Genomic DNA, 22736 nt, shown 5'->3' with positions numbered 1-22736 from the left:
AAACGCGTTATATATATACGCGTTTTTTTTATTAAATTTCTTCTATTGTTTCTTGCATGATTTTTGCTAACCCTTTCATTTTGCGTTCTGGAATAGAACAAACACCTAATCGTATTCCGCCTGTTACGGGTAAAGTAAAAATACATTTCTGTTGCAACCGTTGACAAATCACATCTGCCTGTGTCGTTGGTACAGAAATAAAAAAGCCTGCTTGATAAGGAATAATCGCCAACCGACATTGCTCTGCTTCTTGCGTAAAAATAGCTGCCCGCTTCATAATTTGTTGAAAAATTTGCATCCGTTCTACTTCTATTTGCCGACAAAGTACTTTATCTTGCCGAACGGTAGTCAATAAAGTCATTGCTGCCCGATTGACATTAGACCAAGCCGTACGGGCAGAATATTTTCCCAATTCAATAAATTCATCTATTACCGCACGAGATGACGATATCCCCACTAATGCGCCTGTCCGCTGTCCATATAAGGTATACCCCTTCGACATACTAAAAGCAACCATTATAAAAAGATGTTCTGGAAGATGACTAAATAACTCCATGAAATGACGAACTTCATTTTTTTCTCCTGCATAAGCAATATACGCAATATCTACAACGATACTAATCTTTTTCCCCTTTTTCTCCGCCTGCTGGCAAACCTCCAATACTTGTTGCCATTCTTCATAAGAAAGAGAATATCCCGTCGGATTGTGTGCTGGCGTATTTAAAATAATAAGGAGCGAATCTTGCTTTTCTAATAACGAATCAACCCCTGCAGTAAAAGCGACAATATTAAACGCCCCTTTTGCATCAAATAACGAAAACGTTTGCAATTTTCGCTCTACTTCTTGGCACAAACTACCATATACACCCCAATGCCAGTCTGTAACCAACACAGCATCCCCTATTTCCGAATAATTCATAATCGCAATATGAATGGCACCCGTTCCACCAGCCGTAGCAATAGCGTCACAATAGGCATCTGGTCGATGTGCCTCAAATACTTCTTCAATAACCATCTGTCTATATGCATCTAACCCTAGCGGTGGTGCATACGCAATAAAATCATGTATTGGTAATTGACGATATATTTTTTCAACAAGGGGTAAACACCCCAATGTTCCTGATTCATCACCATAACACCCAACGGTCGCATTTACCACTTGTTCCTCGCCATATAAATCTATCGCCTCTTGTGCTGCTCGACCAACGCTAAATACTTTATCCTGCAGTTTTTTTCCCTTTCTACTTTCCACCGCCATAACCATTGCCATTATTCCAGCTCCCATCATGTAGTATCTGTTTACTTTGTCTTATCTTTCTTATGTTAATACCAATTTTTGTGCCGCATCTAATACAGACAATCCCAAAACAGATCCCATACCCATACCGTCATAAAAATCAGTTTTTAAAAAAGGCGAATACCCCAATACGTTCATCTGCATCTGATGGACGGGTTCATCATATTGCACTACTGTAAACAAATATTCTTTACAAGCAGAGCAAATACACTGTGCCATCAGTACAGCTGCACCTGTGACCGCATTATCAAATGTCACGCACATTCGATTATAGGCTGCGCCTAAAATTACACCTATCATAGCTGCTATATCAGGTGCACCTACCTTTTGTAATGTTAATAAGGGATCACTTATAGAAATATTTTTCTCTTCCAGATGCTGCAGTAAAGACGTTACTTGTGCTCCCTGCTTAGAAAAATTATGTTGTCTAAAACGAGACTTACAATATGCCGTAGTTAAAACCAAAGCCGTTATCATCGCCCGTTCTCCTAAATTTCCTAACCCAATTGCATGATATCCTTCTTGATACAAAGCAAAGGCAAGCTGTATCCCACTATAAAGTGCATCCATCATTTCTTGCTGCGACATCGCATCTCGACATTCCCAAAAATGACTCCCCTTCATAACTTGTAAATCTTGCACACCCGTATATTCAACAATCGGCTGTTCCATCCCCAGTTCCAATAAAAGTACACCCGCTCCTATACGGTGTGCCGCCGAATTAATCGCACCTTTACCTTTAGCGATTTCTTCTGCCATATTCCGGCTCCATTTTCCGTGTGTTTTATTTTCCACGCCATCTACCGCATGATCCGCTGCAAAAATAAGTATTGCTTTTTTTAACGGCTGTAATACCTCCTCTTTACTTAGGGATAATAATTTCGCTGCACCCATAAGTATTGCGGGTTCAGTATTTCCATATCGTGCATATAGTTTCTGAAAATACTGTTCCTGTTGTTGCTGATTTATAGGTTCTATCCCTTGTACCAATTGAATTAATTCTGAGTCCATATTAAGCCCCCTCAAGTAATTCCTAATCAATGCTTTTATTATAACACAAAGGAAATTCCTGAATTATATTTTTTTACTCGTATATTGTATACATTTTTAACATGTACATAAATACTATGACAGCTCCAAGAAAAAGTATATATATACTTTTATTTGTATCGTTTTTTATATTTCCTAAACGTATTTCATTTTTTCAAATTAAGTGCAAAATGGTAATAAGTCATAATATATCCGTCGGTTATGCAAAATCCGTCATATCATATGTTTATTTTAAATTATTATTTCATTGATACAAGTATGTTTTTACCCTATAATATGTATGATAAGAAAGTATATTTTGATATTTATTATTAATATGCATGCAAAATATATTTTCATTTATTATAAAAGGAGGTCTTTTTTATGAACGGGTTATATCTTGTTATTATTTCAGCCTTAGTACTCGTATTGGGATACCGTTTTTATGGTGCTTTTATCGCCGCTAAAGTTCTAACGGTCAATCAATACAAAGTCACGCCCGCCTTTCGTTTTGAGGATGGTCACGACTATGTTCCCACTAACAAATACGTCGTATTCGGGCATCATTTTGCGGCAATTGCTGGTGCCGGTCCTCTCGTCGGTCCAGTTATCGCGGCCCAATTCGGTTATCTACCAGGTGCTTTATGGATCCTTATTGGCGGTGTATTAGCTGGTGCCGTACATGACATGGTTATTTTATTCTGTTCCATGCGGTATGATGGAAAATCTATTGCCGAAATAGCAAAAGCACAACTAGGCAATCAAGTGGGTCTTGCTACTTCATTTGCTGTGCTATTTCTAAATGTCTTAGCTATGGCCGGAATGGCTGTAGTTATCGTCAATGCATTGCATGATAGTCCTTGGGGAACCTTTACTATCGGAATGACCATTCCAATTGCTATTTTTATCGGTATATATTTACAATTTCTTCGCCCCGGAAAAATTCAAGAAGCGACTATCATTGGCGTTGCCTTAACATTATTAGCTGTTGTGACTGGTCCCTATGTTGCTGCTTCACCTGTATTGGCTCCTATTTTCACAATTAGTGCTCACGGAATCGGCGTTGCATTGATCATTTATGGATTTATTGCTGCCGCTTTACCCGTATGGTTATTATTAGCTCCTCGCGACTATTTATCAACTTATATGAAAATCGGTACTATCGGTGCATTAGCTCTTGGCATCATCGTTGTTGGCCCTGCCATTCAAATGCCCGCAATCACACAATTTATTGCAGGTGGTGGTCCCGTTATTACAGGTCCCGTATTACCATATATTTTTATCACCATTGCATGTGGGGCCGTATCTGGATTCCATTGCATGATTTCAACGGGAACTACCCCTAAAATGTTGATGAATGAACGTTCTATTTTACCAGTAGGCTATGGTGCCATGTTAACGGAATCCTTTGTTGGTATGATGGCATTAATTGCAGCCTGTTCGTTAGTTCCTAATGACTATTTTGCAATTAACTCTACCGCAGCTAATTTCTCAGTCTTAGGATTAAATGTCGTTGACTTACCTCAATTATCCGCTATGGTTGGAGAAAATGTCGCCCATCGTCCTGGTGGTGCCGTATCCTTAGCAGTAGGAATGGCACATATTTTCTCGCGGATTCCTGGTCTTGAACACTTAATGAATTATTGGTATCACTTCTGTATCATGTTTGAAGCACTCTTCATCATGACAATTATTGATGCGGGTACACGTGTAGGCAGATATATGGTACAAGAATTAATCGGTCGTGTTTGGCCAAAATTTGGCGATACAAATTGGACTACTGGAAGCGTCATCGCATCGGCCCTCATCTCTGGTGCATGGGGATATATTGTTTTACAAGGAAACCTCTCAACCATTTGGCCTATTTTTGGTGTTTCCAATCAATTGTTAGCTATTATTACCCTATCCATTTCTTCTGTTGTCATTTGCAGTTTAGGAAAAGCCCGCTACGTTTGGGTAACTGCACTTCCTTGGGCATTCTTAACAGTCGTTATCTTCTGGGCAGATTGCTTAAATATGTTTAACATCTATCTTCCAAAAGGAGAATATCTCCTCTTTGCCGTATCTGCTATTATGGCAATATTAGTTATTATCGTAAGCATTGCTTCTATCAAAAAATGTTTCTATTTAAGCAAAACAGTTCCTGCAAGTTACGCTACCACTAAAACGGAAGAAGAAAGCGAATTAAAACTCTTAAAAGAATTACTAGCTCAAGATACAGAAGAAGCGAAAAAAGCAAGACGTTTCAAAGAACTAACCTTAAATATAGACTAATCACAAGTATAACCGAGTCTAGCTAAACAAAAAACAAGGGCTGTATGTATACAGCCCTTGTTTTTTTATATTACAGCCGCTTGGTCTCGTTTTCCAGTCATTTTGTCCCGGAATCGGCCTATTTTATCATGGAATCGAGTTATGTTATCCCGTGATTTCCCCTATTTATCCTACGCTTTCCTAAAATATCTCACGCGGATCCGTCTGTACACAAAATTTAGAAAGTCTCCACCAAAGACAACCTTACACTGCCAAAAAGCCCCGGTATATGCAATTCTCGCTTTTATCGTTCTTTTCATAATTTATGTCCTCTAATGTGGGTTTATTACTCTAAAATTTCAACGCTTACTATTTCATCGTCATATAGAACATACAACTCATCATTCTGTTCAACAGTAATACTGTCATGATTTCTCGGATCATCTAAGGAACTAGTTACTGTATCAACTATTCCCTGAAATATATTTCCATTTTTACATACTATTTTCACACATTTATCTAAATATTGAAAGTACTTCATTTTCTTCTCCTCGTTGGTACTATATGTGCTCTTTTGCTTGAATGATGAATCTTAAATCTATTGGTAACTGTATGAGTAATTACATCAAATCCTATATCAAAATCCGCATTACATCTTTCAATATTTTTATTTCTTCCTAAACTCTCTCTCTCCATCACACCGGTTCCCGCATATTCATTAAACAACTTCTGCGTATCTACGATGTCAAACAAATAACTTTTCCCTTTTTCTGCGGTTGCTTCTATATGTAGTCTTTGTTTTTCGACGTTAACTTCTGTTCCATATTCACCGTTCAATATTTTATCAACCACATATTTATTAGGACGCCTTTCTATACCTTTAATTTTATTATATCCCGTGTATCGTTTGCCCTCAAGATCCACGCTCACCCTGCTCTTCATCACTGCGGAACTGTAGTTCCGCAAAACATCTTGCCACGGTCGTACCGCTTCCCATGCTTTTGTGCCCTGCACGCCTAACAATTGCCGTTGTACGTCCTTGCTTTGCTTATCTAAAAAACCGCCTACTTTCGTAAACGGTTATTTTAATGCCTTTCATGTAAGGGTCTTACATATGAATTTCTATCCGGTTTCGGTAATCCTTTTTTTTTCGCCATTTTACAATATAATTCAAGTTCTTCTTCTGTCTTTCTTATATTCGGTATGTGCCTTAAATAAGAAAAAATTCTTCCTTTGTCACTTTTTGTTATATTTCCACCATTGTTTACTCTTGAAATTAAATCTTTAAAGGCTTGTGTTGACTTTATATATTTTGCTTTCAATATTTCATTGTCATTCATCTTTTAACACCTCTAAAACTATTTTACCTTTTTCATTTTTTCTATTTTATATTTAACTTTATTTGACAATAACAATTCACGCTCATTAACAGTATAATTACCGTCTTTATAATCCGTATTTCCCTCAACATACAAAGCCCTTGATTTTTAGGAACTTTTATTTCTAATAAAACACCCTTATACCCATCTTCATCATATTCTGTAACATCATCGGCAAACACTTTAGCTTGTTCATAATCTAAACGTATTAAATAAAAGACTTTCCCCTCTAATACATCTCCAACTTTATAAGTTTCATAATATTTTTCATTTGTTCCTCTATATGTTATTATATCGTCTTTTAATATAAATTGGTTTATTGCATCATTTAAACCCTTTTCATAAAAAGATTTTTCTCCTATAGCTAAACTACTGTTGATTGGTATATATCCACCTTGAGTATATTCGCTTCGTACTTCTCTTTCTCCTTTATTCAGCTTTTTATAAACTTCATCACTTTGTTTTTTAATCTCTTTTGTCTGCTCTTTAAGTACCTACCTTGTATGCAAGATAACCAATAACACCTATGCCGGTTATAATAGTCAAGGTATTTATATGCCCATTAGCAGCTAAACTTGCTATCCATAATACAACAATACTTAAAAAATCTTTCCCGATACGCTTGATTATTTTCTTCATATCAATTATAATAAACATAGTTCGAAAATAAGGCCTATAAGCCTTACCCATTTTCAAAACTACCTGAAAGAACGTTTTCTTGCTTTGTACTTACTCCCACTTAGCTTGAAAACGTTCTTTCTTTTTGTGTTCTTTCTTTTCATGGTACCGCTTCCACGAATCTCCCCAACCCCACTATTTTTCTAAAGCTATATCAAAGGAGCTACTACACTATCATTATACCCATATAAAGGTGAAATTTAGTGAAATAAAAAAATTTTATCCGTATCACATTCCTCACGATTTTAGACATACCTATGTGACTAACTTATTAACTCGTGAGGTTGATTTAAGAACGATCGCAAGCTTACTCGAAGATACAATTGCTACGGTAGAAAAGATGTATATTCAGTATAGCGAGGAAATGCGTAAAAATGCCGTTATCAAATTGAATGAATTTTAGGGATAAAAAAAACGCCGTTACATGCGGCGTTATTTTTTTAGATTTTATTTTTGACAAATTTTTATAGAATGACGTAAATACTTGGGAAAATAGCAATATTCTTATAAATGATAATAGTAAATTCCCTTATCTTCTTCGCGCTTGATAATCCCTCGGCAACATAAATATTCTATGTGTGCCAATGCTTCTCCCATAGCAAACCATTTCTGCGTAGGGGGAAATACATCCCACGTCATGCCCCGCATCGACCAGTGCATCCTTCCTGCGATATCAAACGCCGTTATCTCCCCTTGCATCTTAATAATCTGATAAACTTCTTCCAATCGCTTGTCATGATGCAAATGTAATGCCGTGACACGTTCTTTAATCGACCTTCGCCATTGACGATGTCCTGGTAATGCCAACGATACGGGTAAATCCTTAATCAAATACAAACTTTGCCGATATTTTCCTAACGCATCTTTCATATTTGCCCATTGTTGTATATTAGGAGTAATGTCAAACAAAATATGATCACTCGTAAACAAAATTTCCTGCTTCGGTAAATACAAACAACATTGTCCTTTCGTATGTCCAGGTGTGTGAATTACTTGAAACCATTCATCTGCTAATAATAGCATCTGGCCATTCACTACACAATGTGCTAAAAAATCTACCTTAGGGGAATAAGCTCTGGCGTAATTAGAGAATTGAACTTTTATATCTTCTTCAGGCATTCCTTCTTCCATAAAGTGATTTTCTGCCTTTTTCCACATCGTACCAATTTGAGCCTGCACTAAAAAGTCAAAATCATCACCATGCATATAAATAGGGCATTTCGCTTGCGAAAAAATATGCACCAGCCCCGTGTGATCCGCATGTAAATGTGTCAAAAAAAGATCAGTTCGATCTAATTCAATCCCTACCTCGCGCATACCTTGACACAAATCCCGTTGGCACTCAGGCAAATTAAATCCCGTATCAATCACTAAATGCCGCTGCTTGCCCTTAATCATATAGGAATTTAAATATCTTAATGGATTATTAGGCAATGTAACCTCTACGCGATAAATTTCAGGAAAATCACACATTTTTTCTATCATATAGCATCCCCCCTATGCCATATTTACCATCAGCAAACACAACAAAATAGTCCGCAATACTATTACGGACTATTTGCCCTGCATTACACTAATACGGTCATACCGATTTTATTTCTACTACCGCATCCTTGGCTTTCTTTTTTATATTAAATCGATTCATACCCTTGTCAATTCCTAATTCCAAACAACCTAACACAGCATCTGCCGCATAGGAAACCCCATCTTTAAACACCGTATATGTTGCTGATGGAAAAGGAGATAAGACATGATTTACTACTGTCCAATGGGGCAACGGTCTCCCTATACCTAAACGAAAGCGAATAAAGTCATGACAACCTTGTTCTAATATGCTTTTAATGCCGTTATGTCCCCCAGCACTACCATTTTTACGAATACGCAAGCGTCCAATTGGTAAATCCATATCATCATATACTACATAAATATGATCAGCCTCAATTTTATACCAGTGCAGCAACGCTCGCACAGCCCGTCCACTATCATTCATATAAGTCTGCGGTTTAACCAGTAATACTTTTTCACCACCATAGGTGGTCGTTGCCACTAAGGCTTCCATTTCACATTTCCAACGCGTATTATCCATCCGAGCTGCCAATGCATCAATAACCATAAATCCTGCATTATGTTTAGTTTGTTCATATTCTTTGCCTGGATTGCCCAGACCAACTATCATATACACAATTCACAATCCCTATACATCAAATAATTCACTAACCGAAACTTCCTTATAAATGCGAGTAATAGCCTCCCCTAATAAAGGTGCTACCGATAATACTTTTATCTTATCAATTTTCTTTTCTTCCGGCAATGGAATCGTATTGGTAATAATTAATTCAGAAATAACTGACTGTTTAATCCGATCTACTGCGGGATCCGTTAATACAGCATGTGCACAAGCCGCAATAACACGCTCTGCCCCCATATCTTTCAATGCTTTCGCACCACCACACAAAGAACCTGCCGTATCTACAATATCATCAATAATAATACACGTTTTTCCCTTGATTTCACCAATAACATTCATTACTTCAGAAACACCAGGACGAGGACGCCGTTTCTCAATAATAGCAATAGGTGCATTTAAACGATCAGCCAAGTCTCTCGCTCTCGTAACACCACCTAAATCGGGAGAAACAACCACTATATTTTCTAATTCATGTGCCACTACCTTTTTATTCAAATAGTTCGCCATAATAGATGCCGAACCTAAATGATCTACAGGTATATCAAAAAATCCTTGTATTTGCCCTGCATGTAAATCCATTGTTACAACACGAGTAATCCCAGCCGTAATCATCAAATCCGCTACTAATTTCGATGTAATCGGTTCTCTACCACGTGTTTTACGGTCCTGACGTGCATAACCATAATAAGGAACCACGGCCGTAATATGTTTTGCCGAAGCCCGTTTTAAAGCATCCGTTATAATAAGCAATTCCATCAATGTATCATTGGCAGGTTGACAGGTTGGTTGAATCACGAAGACATCCTTACCTCGAACACTTTCATCAATCATAACCTGGATTTCTCCATTATTAAATTTACCTACAAAGGCCTTTCCTAATTCTAAATGTAAACATGCTGCAATTTCTTTTGCCAATTGTGGATTGGCATTGCCTGTAAAAATTTTTAAATTTTTTTCGTCTTCGTTACCCATAATGAGCCTCCCTGAATGAAAATATAGTTTTTCTAAAACAAACACATGCGATTATTTTTTATATGTTTGTTCAGTAACCCACTTATCAATATTTCGTTGTGGCGTACGACTAACACTTAAGGAATCTGCTGGTACATTTTTAGTCACAGTCGTACCTGCCGCCACAAATGCTCTTTCACCAACTTGAACAGGTGCAACTAAATTACTATTACAACCAATAAAGGCATGATCTTTAATAACCGTTCGATGTTTTTCTCGACCATTAAAATTAACCGTAATCGTACCACAACCAATATTAACGCCTTGTCCCACATCACTATCACCAATATAACTTAAATGCGGTAATTTACTATTATCTCCAATAAAAGAGTTTTTGACTTCCATATAATTCCCCACTTTTACGTGATTGCCGATCACTGTTTGTGGTCTAAAATGGACAAATGGCCCTACCTCACAATGATTTTTAATTTCGCAATCATGGGCATACGTAAATTGTATATGATTGCCATTTCCCATCCGGACATTTTCTAACCGTGTATAAGGGCCAATAACACAATCATCACCAATAGTAGTGTCTCCCTGTAATATCGTGCCTGGATATAAAATCGTATCTTTCCCTACTTGTACATCCATATCTACATATGTATGATGAGGATCTATAATTGTAACGCCCATTTCCATTAACGAGTGTAATTTCCGCATACGTAATATTTGTTCCGCTTCAGCTAATTGTACCCGGGAATTAACCCCGAGCGTTTCGCTATAATTAGAAACAGCATACGCAGCAACACATTGATCTGCTTGTACCAATAAAGAAATAACATCTGTTAAATAATATTCACCTTGAGCATTCGTATTCGTAAGGTTATGTAATAAGCCCCATAGTTTTTCTAAATCAAAACAATAAATACCTGTATTTACTTCCTGGACCTTCTTTTCCGCATCAGTACAGTCTTTTTGTTCTACGATTTTTACTACTTTTTCTTCCTGATTACGAATAATTCTTCCATAGCCAGTTGCATCAGGCATAATAGTCGTCAATACGGTAGCACTAGCTTTCATGCTTTGATGATACGCTATCAATTCCTTAAATGTTTCAGGGCGTACTAATGGGGTATCTCCACAAGTAACCAATAAAATTCCCCGTTCATTTTTTAATAATGATTCCGCTTGCAATACAGCATGACCTGTACCTAACTGCTGTGCTTGTATAACCGTTTCAGCTTTTCCTTGTAAATATGACGCAACCTCATCGCCACCAAAACCAATAACCACAATTTTTCTAGTAATTCCTGCTCGTGTAACAGTCCGTAATACTTGTCCGACCATAGGAATTCCACCTACTGCATGTAACACCTTCGGTAGTTTTGACTGCATACGCGTTCCTTTACCTGCAGCTAAAATTAATGCTACTATATTCTCCATTCAGTATTGCCTCCCTGAATTTATCAACTATTCTTTTTTAGGATAACACAAAAGGAATATAAAATATATACTTTTTCTAAAAACACAAAGATAAATATAAAGAAGGAGAGTAATGTACTCCCCTTCTTTATATTTATCTTACTCCATAGCGACCTACAACACATGTACCACTACATTGCGCCGACCAAATCGCAATGCTTCACGATTGGAATCCATCGCTAAATCAATTCGTTTCCCCACAATTGCACCGCCCGTATCATCTGCCACGGCATACCCATATCCTTCAATATATAATTTCGTGCCCAATGGAATAACCGTTGGATCTACCGATACAACTCCCCGCTTTAACCGGTGTCCTCTTGCAGTAATCCCCGTATTACCTGGATCTTCTGCGGAATATGCGGTTGCATGCATGTTTAATATACGCTTACCCACTATTTTTTGCATTAATTGCTTCCCTTGTTTTTCACTATTCTTTTGTAATGCTTCTAACGTTTGTTCTCCTACGATACCATCAATATCCAATCCATTTTCCGCTTGAAAACGTTCTACCGCTTCACGTGTAAATTGACCAAAAACGCCATCAGCTCTATCAGATAAATATCCTTTATTAATCAACATATTCTGTATGTTTTGTACTGCCACACCTTGCATCCCCATCCCTATATTTGCTTCCGCAAACGATGAACAGGCAAATATACATACAATAGTAAATAACAACATGATTCGGTTCTTCAAAAAACCACCTCGCTATATCTGATTTAATACTTATTTATGTATCAAAAATTATGAATACATTATAGCAAAAAATAGATAGCAAGTCAAAATTTAGCATATTTACACCATTTTTTGTGATTTTTTATACCTTTATATTTGTCATCTCAATATAATAAATCCGCCATTTATATAATCATTATTACATTATTTTATGACCAGGTACTATTTATTATAATTATTATACATTTTTTGCTTCCGATAACTCTACCATATCACGAATGCGTTGTGCTCCTTCAATAGAATCAGTTAATACATAAATATAATCCCCAGCATACAATCGCGTATCAAAATCAGGCAACACTTCTCCCGTGCTTCTTTTAATATCAATTAATACCACATGATTCGGCCATGTAATACGACGTATATATTTTCCATCGACTACGCTTCCACTTGCCACCGTCAACTCCATCAGATGTCTTTGGTCCGTAGCGGAAATTTGAGGCTTATTTTTAGCCAACGAACGTTGTAATAGCGTATCGTAAATCGGTTCACCTTTCATTATTTGTGCTACCACTAAAGCTACCATCGAGGCCGTACATAATACCAATAAATGTTCATATGAACCAGTCATCTCCATAATTAATATCGTACCTGTAATCGGTGACTGCACTGAAGCAGCAAAAAAAGCAGCCATAGAAATAACAATAATATTAGAAAAATACTGGACGGGAATAATTCCTCCATGAATAAGCAGTATACCAATTACACCTCCCAATAACGCTCCTAATACCAACATAGGTAAGAAAAAGCCTCCTGGTACACCACAGCCATAACTAATCAGCGTAAAAAGAAATTTAGCCACTAACAATAATAAAAAAAATTGCAGTGATAACGGCAGCATATACAATTGATTAATAAGATCATTACCGCCCCCCAATACATAAGGAAAAACAAATCCTAATATACCTGCCGTAAGAAGCGCAAAAGCAATTCTCATATAGTCATTACGAAAGAAAGGAAGCTCATAAAAAAGATGTGTTCGCAACAGACATGCATTAAAAATCCAACCACCAATAGCAACGAAAATGCTCACCCCTACCACTAGCCAAATATAAGAAAGGGGAAGCACCGACAATGTGCCAAAATGAAAAATCGTTTCTCTGCCAAAAACCATTCTACATACAGTTGTCGATAATAATGCGGCTGCCATAGCAGAGGCCAATACAGCCCCCGAAAAATTACGATGCAGCTCTTCTAACGCAAAGATAACTCCTGCTAAAGGGGCATTAAATGCGGCCGCAAGTCCTGCACTTGCACCAGCCGTAATTAAATATCGTTCTTCCATACGCGTTCGTTTTAGCCCTCTACTCATGCCTTGACCCACAACAGCACCAATTTGAATAGACGGGCCTTCTCTCCCCAGTGATAATCCCAAACCAATGCCTATAATACCACTAATGAGTTTAACCCAAAGAATACGAAACCATCTCATCCGCACAGAACCTAAGATAACGCCTTTAACCTGAGGAATTCCACTACCGCCCGCGCCAGGTTCATACATGCCTAATTTCCATAATAGCCATGCTGCTATGAGTAACAAACAAAACCACACCAAGGTAAATCCTATATTTCCCATGCACAATACATGTTGATATATATATTCTCTATATATCGTTCCCTTCTCCAATAAAGAACGAAATAAACTAATCACACTACCCGATATAATACCAACAAACAAGCCTTCTAGAAACAATCTCAAGCGAAATCTTGGCCAATGACTTAACATTTCAATTGTAGAAATTAACTGTTTTTGTAATGGCATATTTTTTCACTCCTCTTAACATACTGAAGTCATTATAGCATAAGTTATGCATACCAGTATATTTTTACTTTTTAAAAGGAAATATATCATTTATAATAGAAAATATAGATATAAGATATTATAAAAATCATACTTTATATTATGAAAAGGAGGTTCGCTGTATGAACACCTCTCGTTCTTTACCATTTTCTGTCTCGGAAGCAGTACGACAAACATTACCTTATATGATGGAAATACGCGAATATTTTCACGCCCACCCTGAAAGTGGGCATCATGAATTTGATACTTGCAAAACCTTATTTCAAGAGCTGACGTTAATGGGCGTGTCAGATGTAAAAATAATTGCAGGCACTGGTGTTACCGGTATTATTCATGGTTCCCATCCAGGCTCAGTTTTATTATTGCGTGCCGCTATTGATGCCCTTCCCCTACATGAATCTCCCAATAGTGCGTATGCATCTCTCACTTCTGGTCTTATGCATGCCTCTGGACACGATGGGGAAATGGCAATGTTATTAGGTATCGCTAAAATATTTTGTAAATATAAAAAACAACTCCATGGTTCTATTCGCTTTGTCTTTGAACCCGCGGTTTCTACTACGGGAAGTGCCTTAAAAATGATCGATGCAGGTATATTATATGGTCCTAAACCAGATATAGCCTTATCTTGTCGCTTTACAGGAGCCGTACCATTAGGGACCGTGGCCTTTCAAGATGGAAAGGTTTCTCCCTATGCCGATCTCATTACACTCACCATAAGCCAACCAGAAAATCAATTGGATCCCACAATCAATCCTTTAAATATTGGTAATAAATTGCTCTATACCATTCATGAAACATTATTAGGGCATATTAATGTCGCCCCTGACACATTGATTTTTAATCATGTATATGGTGGCACAACAGCTACTATCATTCCTGAGAAAACAACCTTTGAAGGGGTATTACGTACCTCATCACCTAATACTAGTCATCATATTATCGCTGCCATTAACGATATGATTCAAGAAATAATGAAAACGACGCCAATCAATATTCAGCTACATTCTCATCCCATCGCCTCGGCGTTATCCAATGATAAAGCATTATGTGCCGCCGCAAAAAAAACATGGCAAGAACATCTACCCACATTACAATTTTCGACACTGATCGATAAACGACGAATTGATGATTTTTCATATATTGCCGAACAAATTCCCTCCTTCACCTACGATATAGGCGTACGTACTGATCATGATCTTCCCATCAATACATCTTCTTTTATCTGGGAAAGTAGTGGATTAAAATTAATCTGCACATCCTTACTTACGTTAGTACAATACCTGCCAGAATATTTATCTGCAGAAACATAATGATTGCGAGCTAAACAAAAGCACGGATTTCTAAGTAGTCTTAGAAATCCGTGCTTTATTGTTTCCTTACATAACTACATGCTTATTCATTTATCGGCTGTATACTTCCCTTATTAATTTCAAAAATATGTATGCCTGAATCTATCAGTCCTTCTTCTTGTTGAACTTCTATAGCAATATTGCGAGTCATGCGTGAGCAAGTAAACAAGAATACCTGTTCTTTTTTACCCACATTTGCCAAAAAACGTAACGCCGCTTTTTGACGTTCTTCATCAAATCGAACCAAAATGTCATCTAAAACAATCGGCATCGGTTCTAACTGTTGAGAAAAAACAACGGCTAAACTAATGCGAACAGCTAAATAAATTTGATCTCCCAAACCACTACTCCATTGTTTTTCGGGAATCCGCCGTTGTGTATTATCTACAGCATACAACTGTTTACCATCAAAACTAGCTTGCAACGTATATTTCCTTGCGGTCATTTCTTGCAAATATTCACCCGCTTTACGGATAACAATTGGCTGTCGTACTCGTTCATAATACGCTTGTGCTTCCCCCATCATATGTTCCGCAAACATATACATAAGCCAATTATCTACTTGATTATCCAACAACGCCTTACGATGCTGCTGTTCCTGCAAAAGCCTATTATATTCTTCGTTTTTAGCCATTTGACTCAATCGTTCTACAATACTCCCTCTGTGCTCAACAATATCTGCAATTTTCTGTTCTAATTCTTTAATTTTTTGTTCATACTGTATCCGCTTATCTTGCCAATCCTTCACCGTATAATGTTGTAAGTCATATTTCAATTGCTTTAGCACTTGCGACGTTTTCGCTAATAACCGAAGATGGTCTTCCGATTGTCTATAAATTTCTTTATACTGACAAAACTGTTGGTATTGCAAGGCTTTATCTCTAAATTCACCACTGGTTTTGACCCTAACAGCCTGAAATAACTGCCGTTGTTTTTCTTCCCACCGTGCTTTTTCTCGTTGCAATTGTTCTTCTTGTTGTTTTTGTATTACCCGTTGATGGTCTTGCTCACGAGCTACTTCCGCTTGCACGCGAATCATTTGCCATTTTTTATATAATAAAATAACATTGTCAGGTGTTACATTTTCTGCAAATGAAAGTTCTTTAAACAGCTGTTTCACTTGAACCGTTAAATCCTCCACTTGCCGTTGAATCTGCACTTTTTCATCTTTCCATGCACACAATTGTTGCTGATAACTATACCAACGCTTCCAAGCCTGTTGAATAAGCATAAAGTCAGTGTGTGGCAAGTGCCGTATCCCCTGTACTTCATACCATTTTTTCCATTCATCCATAACATCCCGAACAGAAGCTTTCAGCTGCTTCCCTTCGTTTTGCCATTGACCATAAACCGATTGATATAATTCTTTCTGCTCTTTTTTCCATACATACTTGGAATAGTCAGCTTGCCAATGAGCATATTGTCTTTTCATATCTTCTATTTTTTGTTGCCATAGAGCACATTTAAAATCCCCGTCTAATCCCAAATTACCTTGCTTAGATAAAAGGCATATTTTATTTTCTACTTCTTGTAACTGCTCATGGACAACCTCTTTTTTCGGTGTATAAGTCCCCATTAGGAGCATATATCCCAATATGACCAAAACAATAAGGGAAAAAACCGCCGCCATATAACCCCAAAATAGAGGAACTACTTGCCAAAACGCTAAGCCCGCACTAATAATACTTATACTCAAGCTACCCCCAATACCCCACATTAAACCTCGTTTAGGTGTTTGCTTATCTTGTTCTATCATCTCCCATACGGCTTGTATTTTTTGCCATGTATGAATCAATTGTTGTAACTCTTCTATTCGTGGCCCCTGCTGTTGCCAATAGGCTTCTGTTTTCTCTGCTTGATCATATTCTGGCGTAGATGATATCCACCCAGATTTTGGTTTTCTCGCTTTCCAAGCTAATAATTGCTGCCAAACCTGAGCATATTTTTGTGCTACCAAAAATCCATCTTGCCAGTCTACCTGTCTTGCAATAGACGTACCAAAATAAGGTCTTAACTTCCTTTCTTCTTGCTCTAGTGCTTGTTTCCACTGCACTGCTTGTTGTTCTTTCTCTTGCAAGATTTGTTCATATTGTTTCCACTCATGAACCTTGTCATACACCTTTTCTATCGTTTTTCCGCAAATCTCCCAGTGTTTCCACTCGTCATGATACGTGTTTTTTTCTTGATATAATCTCTGCTGTTTTTGAATTTGTGTGGTGAGTCTACTTATATTGCTTTCAATTTCACTTTCTTGTTGTAAACCTTCCTGCGGAAATTGGGATATCGATGCCAATTCTTGCATTTTTTTTTGTGCGGCTTGACCTCGTTGATATATATTCCACGCCGACATCGTTAACAAGACTTGTTCCATTTGCATTTTTAGCTCTTCCTGTTGTAAACGCAATTGATTTACTTCTTCATACGATCTTTTTTCCTGAGCTTGTAATTGTGCAAATTCATCTTCATCATACACTAATTTATCAATCCGATAAGCATACTCTTTTTGTTCTTGCAATAATACATTAATCACTTTCTTCCCTTGTGAGGACGGCACTAATAATTCACCCATGCGTCTTATAAATTCACGCCTAGTCGTCCCCATGCGTACGCCACCTTCTATGCTAAAAAAATGACTACGCACTTCTTCATTAGAAAGAATTTTAAATCCTTGCAAATCTTCCAGCCCAATAGCAAAAATTTTATCATAAGTTTGTCTGTCTAACCCGTGCCACCACATAGTAGATGGTTCTTCATAGAGAATGGTATCCCCATCCGCGATATAAAACTCTTTTTCATTACGATAAATACGATAGGCTTTTCCCGTATGTCTACGAATATCAATATGTCCAAAAAATCCTTTCCACTCCCCCCGGGGATACCCAAAAAACATAGAACGAACATATTTCATCAATGTCGTTTTTCCGCTTTCATTAGGACCATGGATAATCATAAGACCCTGTTCTGGTGGCGTCCATTCGACATGATGATAAATTCCAAAATCATCCAAATGCATTTGTGTTATTTTCATCTGTATTTATCCTTTCCTATCTTCCATCAATTGTTGTATACCTACCCATTTTGCTTTCTCAAAAGCTTCTACCAATCGTTCATCTGAAATCAAATGGCTATATCTACCTAAACGCTCTATTTCTGGGCGTTTTGTAAGGATATCTCGCAACACCTGCGTTTTCTTTTCTAAGGATAAATTTTCTATCGCTTCTATAACATTTAAGTAATCTCCTACTGTATCTGGCAACTTTCCTCTTTCACTAATATCCATCTTCGGTCTCGCTAAATTTCGTAATCGTTCAACCATAACAAAGGCGTATTTCCCTTTCTCTTCTTCATGCCAACTATCCAACCAATATTGCGTTGCTTCTTGATTATTAAGAACAGGATATAAGCTACCTTGTCCCACGCAATCAATCGTCAAAAATGTGGGTTTACCAATAGTCCGACGAATTTTTTCTTTAACCAAACGAACAGCATCCCTCATTTCAGAAACCGATTCTATCGAATCAATCGAGAGCTCAACCGTTTCCCAACATACAACACTAGTATCAAAAAAAGTTAATTCGGTCGTTCCATATGGACCTACCTCTACATAATAACATCCTCGTTCACCGATTTCCGTACAATCTAATCCTTGCGGATTACCAGCATACACAATATACGGTTTTTCATGTAAAATCTGTTTTTTATGTACATGCCCTAACGCCCAATAATCCATACCACTATCACACAAATCTTGTATTGTACATGGAGCATAAGTAGACTGCAAATTACCGACTTGCGTATGCAATAAACCAATGGCATACGTATCTGAAGCAGAGCGATGAAATTGTTTTGCTATATTTTCACGTTGCTCCATTTTGGCATAGCTTTGACCATAAATAGCGGCCACTTCCTCCCCTTCTACTACCAACGGAACTCGTTCTACTTGCGTTGTAGAAAAAACATGTACATTAGCAGGAAGCGGTATATTCGCCTTCCACGCTTCTAAGGGATCATGATTTCCTAATACAGCAAAAACTTCAATATGATGTTGGGCTAACTGATGCAAGAGACGAACATAATCAAGTTGTGCTGTCAAATTATGTTCTCGGCTAGTATATACATCACCAGTAATAAAAACGGCATGTACTTTTTTTTCAATGGCTAATTGGACAATTTTTTGAAAAGCCCGTACGGGTGCTTTACTAATACTCTGTTTCCAACGTTCATCCACCAATACTAAATCACGAAATGGACTTCCTAAATGAAGATCTCCACATTGTATAAATCGAAATCCCTTTGCCATATTGCTACCCTTCTTTCCATGCCCGATATAAAGCTTGTACCGCTTCTGGCATTTCTTCACTACTAATTTTCGTAAATGACAATAAAAACTCTCGCTCATCCCACAATTGAGGTTGTTCATAAAAAGATTGTACAGAAAGTACCCTACAACCTTGTGCCGCTGCCGCATTCACCAATTCCTGTGTAGTCTTCTTAGAATAAATTCGCACTAAACAATATACCCCCGAAAGAACATGCTGAACTTCCAGTTGCGAACCAAAGGTGCGCCGCAATAATCCTTCTAAACGCATCGCCTTTTCTTGATACATACGCCGCAATCGTTTGACATGCCGATACATTTCGCCACTTGTAATATATGCCGCTAAAACGCATTGTTCAGCAACGGAAGCAGTCTGCCTAAAAAGACTAATTTGTTTATGGTATTGAGCCACTATTGCTGAAGGTAATATCATATAACTTAGTCGTACAAAAAAAGGCAAAATTTTGGATAAAGCACCCATATAAATAACATGTTCCCCATCATCTAATCCTTGCAATGCTGGTATCGGTCTACCATAATACCGCAATTCACTGTCATAATCATCTTCTATAATTAAACCATCGTTAGTCTTTGCCCAAGTAATCAAACGATATCGTAAATCTGCTCTCATTACCGTCCCTGTCGGAAATTGATGTGATGGACTCACATAAATAAGCTGCCCCGCTTTTTTTTCTAAGGAGGATAAATCAAGTGCCCCTTCTTTTACGGGTATCATTTCAAGTTGATACCCAGCACTGCGAAATAGTTCTCGCCCTAACCGAAACCCAGGATTTTCAACAGCAATATGAGAATAAGAAGAACGCAATAATGTGGTTAAAATATGTAACAAAGTAGACGTTCCCGCACCAATAACAATACAATCAGGATTTGCTTTTACCCCACGCGTTTCATAAACATAATTACTTAAAGCAATCCGCAAGGCCGATACGCCCTGTTCATCATCACAAGCCGACAAATATACGGGATCAGATAAAACACGATTCATATACTTGCGCCACAATGTAAGCGGAAAACCTTCCATATCCATATCGCCACTGCCAAAATCGTATAAATACGTCCGTTTTTGACCGGTCGATATACCTGGAGTAATAGAAACAATTTTCTTACTAATCGCCCTATCTAAGTAAGTCGCCTCATATCGTGATTTACAATGCTGTAATATATAGCCTTCCTCTGCCAATTGTTTATACGCTTTTTCTACCGTCATTTTACTAACATGGATTTGTTTTGCTAATTCTCGAATCGCGGGTAAACGCACTCCTGCCGTAATGCGGCCTTGTTCTATTTCTTGTCTAAAATACGCATAAATCTGCACATAATAAGGACTTTTTTTTAATGGGTCAATTTGTAACATCCTATTTTCCCCTTCACCTTTTACACTATATACCTATTGTAACGAAAAACATTATATCTGAAAAGAGGCGGTCTTCGCTTATTTTTCCTTTTGTTTGTAAACCTTTATTTTTTATATAGGTTGTCTTTTTTGTCATTTTACCTTATAATGACAAAGAATTCATTTTATGTTATTTAAAGGAGTTTATCCATGGATTTACAAACATTATTAGCCTATACACAAAAAGTAATAGCTGGAAACGATATTTCTAAAACAGAAGCATATGAACTAATCTCACTCCCCGCTGCCGATACACCTTTATTGCTCGCCTTAGCCGATAAAATACGTCAGCACTTTCATAGCGATAAAGTAGATTGTTGTGCCATTATTAATGGGCGTTCCGGTAAATGTCCTGAAAATTGTCGTTTTTGTGCTCAATCAGCCCATTATAAAACAGGTATCTCCGAATATCCTCTTTTAGATACACCGTCTATCATCAAGGCTGCAAAAAAAGCCAAAAATGCTGGTGCTGCTCGCTTTGCCATTGTTACTAGCGGTCGCTCCGTTGTTGAAGGGCCCGAATTTACAGCAATACTCCATGCCTTAGACTGCATCAAAAACGAAGTTCATCTAGAAACATGCTGTTCGCTCGGTCTGATTACATTAGACCAAGCAAAAGCGTTAAAAAAAATAGGTATTTCTCGCTATCACGCTAATATAGAAACCGCACCTTCATACTTTCCTTCTATTTGTTCAACCCATACCTTTGCCGATAAATCGAAAATGATACATACCGCTCAACAAGCAGGTTTACGCGTATGTTCAGGCGGAATATTTGGTTTGGGCGAATCACCTAAACAACGAATTGAAATGGCCTTTGCTCTAAAAAATTTTGGGATTGATTCTGTTCCCCTAAACATTTTAAATCCCGTAAAAGGCACTCCCTTTGCCAATAATCCTCTTGTACCACCGTTAGAAATTCTCCGCACATTCGCTGTCTTTCGCTTTATCTTACCTCATGCATTAATACGTACAGCTGGTGGTAGAGAAGTAAATTTACGCACTCTCCAACCTTATGCATTAACGGGTGGTCTAAATGGTATTATGATTGGCGGTTATTTAACCACCCGTGGCAACGAAACATCATTAGATCAACAAATGCTTCGTGATTTAGAGCGTCCTTGTACACAACCTAATGCCTAAATGCACATCTTATCTGCTCCACGATAATTAAATATTCCCTTATACCCTCTATATCTGCCATAAAAAGAACCCCATCTGTTTATTCTTTTTATGGCTTTTATTTAATTACCACCCATGAAGCCATTGCTTAAGCAAGATTTCTCCACGTGCACATCTACGCACAATATAGTGACTAAAACGACTCATCCTATCACTTTTATAAATCAATAAACTAATGCTTCCCCCTAAAAACATGCCCCCAATAATATCTGACCAATAGTGAAGCCGACAAAAAAAACGTGAACACGCTAAAATAACGGACCACAATAATAGCCCCCATCCTGCTTTATGTCCTCGCATAACTAATAACAGCGAAACAGCTATACTATTCATCGCATGATTACTCGGAAAAGAGGGCGTAGCTCGATGTATATGCCAAGGGGTAATATGTTGTTGCACAAAAGGACGTGGACGATACCATAGCTTTCCTATCAGCCACGATACAATTGAACCACTAAAAACAGCCCCTAAACAATAGATCAAAGATTGCCGCTGATATACCTTTTGCTTATTCTTACGAGGATACAACCACGCATATATCCCATAAATGATATATATTAAATATCCAAATCTAGTAATAATAGACCAAATCATTTTTATTTTATCATCTCGCATATTTACTCCATTTCTATTCTATTCATAAGTTCATATATCGTTTTATTTCTCTGTCT

Annotated in this window: 21 protein-coding genes; 4 read left to right on the top strand and 17 right to left on the bottom strand. The window is 37.5% G+C overall.

The genetic code is table 11. From position 1 onward, the window contains the following. Positions 1-31: 31 nt before the first annotated feature. Positions 32-1270 carry a pyridoxal phosphate-dependent aminotransferase gene (locus HMPREF1040_RS07015; protein ID WP_007393236.1) on the bottom strand — a complete coding sequence of 413 codons (1239 nt, stop codon included), beginning with the start codon at positions 1268-1270 and terminating at the stop codon, positions 32-34. Between the two features lie 48 nt (positions 1271-1318). Continuing rightward, on the bottom strand, positions 1319-2308 hold the full coding sequence (locus tag HMPREF1040_RS07010) for a nicotinate-nucleotide--dimethylbenzimidazole phosphoribosyltransferase (protein WP_007393227.1): 990 nt from the start codon (positions 2306-2308) through the stop codon (positions 1319-1321). 402 nt (positions 2309-2710) lie between these two features. On the opposite strand from HMPREF1040_RS07010, the gene HMPREF1040_RS07005 reads away from it, so the two are divergent. Beyond that, complete coding sequence (locus tag HMPREF1040_RS07005; protein ID WP_007393199.1) at positions 2711-4600, top strand: carbon starvation protein A; 1890 nt, start codon at positions 2711-2713, stop codon at positions 4598-4600. Positions 4601-4925: 325 nt separating this feature from the next. Here HMPREF1040_RS07005 and HMPREF1040_RS07000 read toward each other — a convergent pair whose 3' ends face one another. The 5 genes from HMPREF1040_RS07000 to HMPREF1040_RS08145 form a co-directional block, all read right to left on the bottom strand. Beyond that, positions 4926-5120, bottom strand: coding sequence for a hypothetical protein (locus HMPREF1040_RS07000; protein ID WP_007393169.1), 195 nt, complete (start codon positions 5118-5120; stop codon positions 4926-4928). Continuing rightward, the gene (locus HMPREF1040_RS06995; RefSeq protein ID WP_141557809.1) at positions 5117-5593 is read right to left on the bottom strand and encodes a polymorphic toxin type 50 domain-containing protein; all 477 of its coding nucleotides are present in this window, start codon (positions 5591-5593) and stop codon (positions 5117-5119) included. Before HMPREF1040_RS06995 ends, HMPREF1040_RS07000 begins: the two co-directional genes overlap by 4 nt. A gap of 71 nt (positions 5594-5664) precedes the next feature. Then, entirely contained in the window at positions 5665-5919 is a 255-nt protein-coding gene (locus HMPREF1040_RS06990) for a hypothetical protein (RefSeq protein ID WP_007393196.1), read from the bottom strand. 41 nt (positions 5920-5960) lie between these two features. Then, on the bottom strand, positions 5961-6428 hold the full coding sequence (locus HMPREF1040_RS08415; RefSeq protein ID WP_141557810.1) for an ADP-ribosyltransferase: 468 nt from the start codon (positions 6426-6428) through the stop codon (positions 5961-5963). A gap of 16 nt (positions 6429-6444) precedes the next feature. Then, complete coding sequence (locus HMPREF1040_RS08145) at positions 6445-6648, bottom strand: hypothetical protein (RefSeq protein ID WP_036257889.1); 204 nt, start codon at positions 6646-6648, stop codon at positions 6445-6447. 247 nt (positions 6649-6895) lie between these two features. Between HMPREF1040_RS08145 and HMPREF1040_RS08140 the strand changes: the two genes are divergently transcribed. Continuing rightward, the gene (locus tag HMPREF1040_RS08140; protein WP_176604715.1) at positions 6896-7039 is read left to right on the top strand and encodes a hypothetical protein; all 144 of its coding nucleotides are present in this window, start codon (positions 6896-6898) and stop codon (positions 7037-7039) included. A 101-nt stretch (positions 7040-7140) separates the two neighbouring features. On the opposite strand, the gene HMPREF1040_RS06975 is transcribed toward HMPREF1040_RS08140, so the two are convergent. The 6 genes from HMPREF1040_RS06975 to HMPREF1040_RS06950 form a co-directional block, all read right to left on the bottom strand. Beyond that, a complete protein-coding gene (locus tag HMPREF1040_RS06975) occupies positions 7141-8121 on the bottom strand; it encodes an MBL fold metallo-hydrolase (RefSeq protein ID WP_007393212.1) in 981 nt (326 codons plus the stop codon). A 97-nt stretch (positions 8122-8218) separates the two neighbouring features. Continuing rightward, positions 8219-8812, bottom strand: coding sequence for an aminoacyl-tRNA hydrolase (gene pth, locus HMPREF1040_RS06970; RefSeq protein WP_007393207.1), 594 nt, complete (start codon positions 8810-8812; stop codon positions 8219-8221). 18 nt (positions 8813-8830) lie between these two features. Continuing rightward, positions 8831-9796: a ribose-phosphate pyrophosphokinase gene (locus HMPREF1040_RS06965; protein WP_007393201.1), complete on the bottom strand. Its 966-nt coding sequence runs from the start codon at positions 9794-9796 to the stop codon at positions 8831-8833. 51 nt (positions 9797-9847) lie between these two features. Next, positions 9848-11221, bottom strand: a complete 1374-nt coding sequence (glmU, locus tag HMPREF1040_RS06960) for a bifunctional UDP-N-acetylglucosamine diphosphorylase/glucosamine-1-phosphate N-acetyltransferase GlmU (RefSeq protein ID WP_007393247.1) — start codon at positions 11219-11221, stop codon at positions 9848-9850. Positions 11222-11374: 153 nt separating this feature from the next. Further along, complete coding sequence (locus HMPREF1040_RS06955) at positions 11375-11959, bottom strand: peptidoglycan-binding protein (protein WP_235808662.1); 585 nt, start codon at positions 11957-11959, stop codon at positions 11375-11377. Positions 11960-12176: 217 nt separating this feature from the next. Continuing rightward, the gene (locus HMPREF1040_RS06950; protein ID WP_007393233.1) at positions 12177-13760 is read right to left on the bottom strand and encodes a ClC family H(+)/Cl(-) exchange transporter; all 1584 of its coding nucleotides are present in this window, start codon (positions 13758-13760) and stop codon (positions 12177-12179) included. A gap of 161 nt (positions 13761-13921) precedes the next feature. Here HMPREF1040_RS06950 and HMPREF1040_RS06945 point away from each other — a divergent pair, with 161 nt between their 5' ends. After that, positions 13922-15112 (top strand): amidohydrolase, encoded by a 1191-nt coding sequence (locus HMPREF1040_RS06945; RefSeq protein ID WP_007393231.1) that lies wholly within the window; start codon positions 13922-13924, stop codon positions 15110-15112. Between the two features lie 82 nt (positions 15113-15194). Here the strand turns inward: HMPREF1040_RS06945 and HMPREF1040_RS06940 are convergent, their stop codons facing one another. The 3 genes from HMPREF1040_RS06940 to HMPREF1040_RS06930 are packed head-to-tail and all read right to left on the bottom strand — an operon-like array spanning position 15195 to position 20844. After that, the gene (locus tag HMPREF1040_RS06940; protein WP_007393202.1) at positions 15195-18179 is read right to left on the bottom strand and encodes an AAA family ATPase; all 2985 of its coding nucleotides are present in this window, start codon (positions 18177-18179) and stop codon (positions 15195-15197) included. A 6-nt stretch (positions 18180-18185) separates the two neighbouring features. Continuing rightward, entirely contained in the window at positions 18186-19451 is a 1266-nt protein-coding gene (locus HMPREF1040_RS06935; protein WP_007393185.1) for a DNA repair exonuclease, read from the bottom strand. Between the two features lie 4 nt (positions 19452-19455). Then, positions 19456-20844, bottom strand: coding sequence for a PLP-dependent aminotransferase family protein (locus HMPREF1040_RS06930; protein WP_007393188.1), 1389 nt, complete (start codon positions 20842-20844; stop codon positions 19456-19458). A 189-nt stretch (positions 20845-21033) separates the two neighbouring features. Here HMPREF1040_RS06930 and bioB point away from each other — a divergent pair, with 189 nt between their 5' ends. Then, the gene (gene bioB, locus HMPREF1040_RS06925) at positions 21034-22026 is read left to right on the top strand and encodes a biotin synthase BioB (RefSeq protein WP_007393171.1); all 993 of its coding nucleotides are present in this window, start codon (positions 21034-21036) and stop codon (positions 22024-22026) included. 105 nt (positions 22027-22131) lie between these two features. Here bioB and HMPREF1040_RS06920 read toward each other — a convergent pair whose 3' ends face one another. Continuing rightward, on the bottom strand, positions 22132-22680 hold the full coding sequence (locus tag HMPREF1040_RS06920; RefSeq protein WP_007393213.1) for a phosphatase PAP2 family protein: 549 nt from the start codon (positions 22678-22680) through the stop codon (positions 22132-22134). Positions 22681-22736 lie beyond the last annotated feature (56 nt).

Source organism: Megasphaera sp. UPII 135-E (assembly GCF_000221545.1).
In the GTDB taxonomy this organism is placed as follows: domain Bacteria; phylum Bacillota; class Negativicutes; order Veillonellales; family Megasphaeraceae; genus Megasphaera; species Megasphaera hutchinsoni.
This window is presented reverse-complemented; position numbering and strand designations above follow the sequence as displayed.

Bases quoted from the DNA above. Each gene is read 5' to 3' on its own strand.
- HMPREF1040_RS06950 (WP_007393233.1), bottom strand. From the start codon at position 13,760: ATGCCATTACAAAAACAGTTAATTTCTACAATTGAAATGTTAAGTCAT.
- HMPREF1040_RS07000 (WP_007393169.1), bottom strand. From the start codon at position 5,120: ATGAAGTACTTTCAATATTTAGATAAATGTGTGAAAATAGTATGTAAA.
- HMPREF1040_RS06990 (WP_007393196.1), bottom strand. From the start codon at position 5,919: ATGAATGACAATGAAATATTGAAAGCAAAATATATAAAGTCAACACAA.
- bioB (WP_007393171.1), top strand. From the start codon at position 21,034: ATGGATTTACAAACATTATTAGCCTATACACAAAAAGTAATAGCTGGA.
- glmU (WP_007393247.1), bottom strand. From the start codon at position 11,221: ATGGAGAATATAGTAGCATTAATTTTAGCTGCAGGTAAAGGAACGCGT.
- HMPREF1040_RS06935 (WP_007393185.1), bottom strand. From the start codon at position 19,451: ATGGCAAAGGGATTTCGATTTATACAATGTGGAGATCTTCATTTAGGA.
- HMPREF1040_RS06965 (WP_007393201.1), bottom strand. From the start codon at position 9,796: ATGGGTAACGAAGACGAAAAAAATTTAAAAATTTTTACAGGCAATGCC.
- HMPREF1040_RS07015 (WP_007393236.1), bottom strand. From the start codon at position 1,270: ATGGCAATGGTTATGGCGGTGGAAAGTAGAAAGGGAAAAAAACTGCAG.
- HMPREF1040_RS06945 (WP_007393231.1), top strand. From the start codon at position 13,922: ATGAACACCTCTCGTTCTTTACCATTTTCTGTCTCGGAAGCAGTACGA.
- HMPREF1040_RS06940 (WP_007393202.1), bottom strand. From the start codon at position 18,179: ATGAAAATAACACAAATGCATTTGGATGATTTTGGAATTTATCATCAT.
- pth (WP_007393207.1), bottom strand. From the start codon at position 8,812: ATGATAGTTGGTCTGGGCAATCCAGGCAAAGAATATGAACAAACTAAA.
- HMPREF1040_RS06920 (WP_007393213.1), bottom strand. From the start codon at position 22,680: ATGCGAGATGATAAAATAAAAATGATTTGGTCTATTATTACTAGATTT.
- HMPREF1040_RS07005 (WP_007393199.1), top strand. From the start codon at position 2,711: ATGAACGGGTTATATCTTGTTATTATTTCAGCCTTAGTACTCGTATTG.
- HMPREF1040_RS06930 (WP_007393188.1), bottom strand. From the start codon at position 20,844: ATGTTACAAATTGACCCATTAAAAAAAAGTCCTTATTATGTGCAGATT.
- HMPREF1040_RS06975 (WP_007393212.1), bottom strand. From the start codon at position 8,121: ATGATAGAAAAAATGTGTGATTTTCCTGAAATTTATCGCGTAGAGGTT.
- HMPREF1040_RS07010 (WP_007393227.1), bottom strand. From the start codon at position 2,308: ATGGACTCAGAATTAATTCAATTGGTACAAGGGATAGAACCTATAAAT.
- HMPREF1040_RS08145 (WP_036257889.1), bottom strand. From the start codon at position 6,648: ATGGGTAAGGCTTATAGGCCTTATTTTCGAACTATGTTTATTATAATT.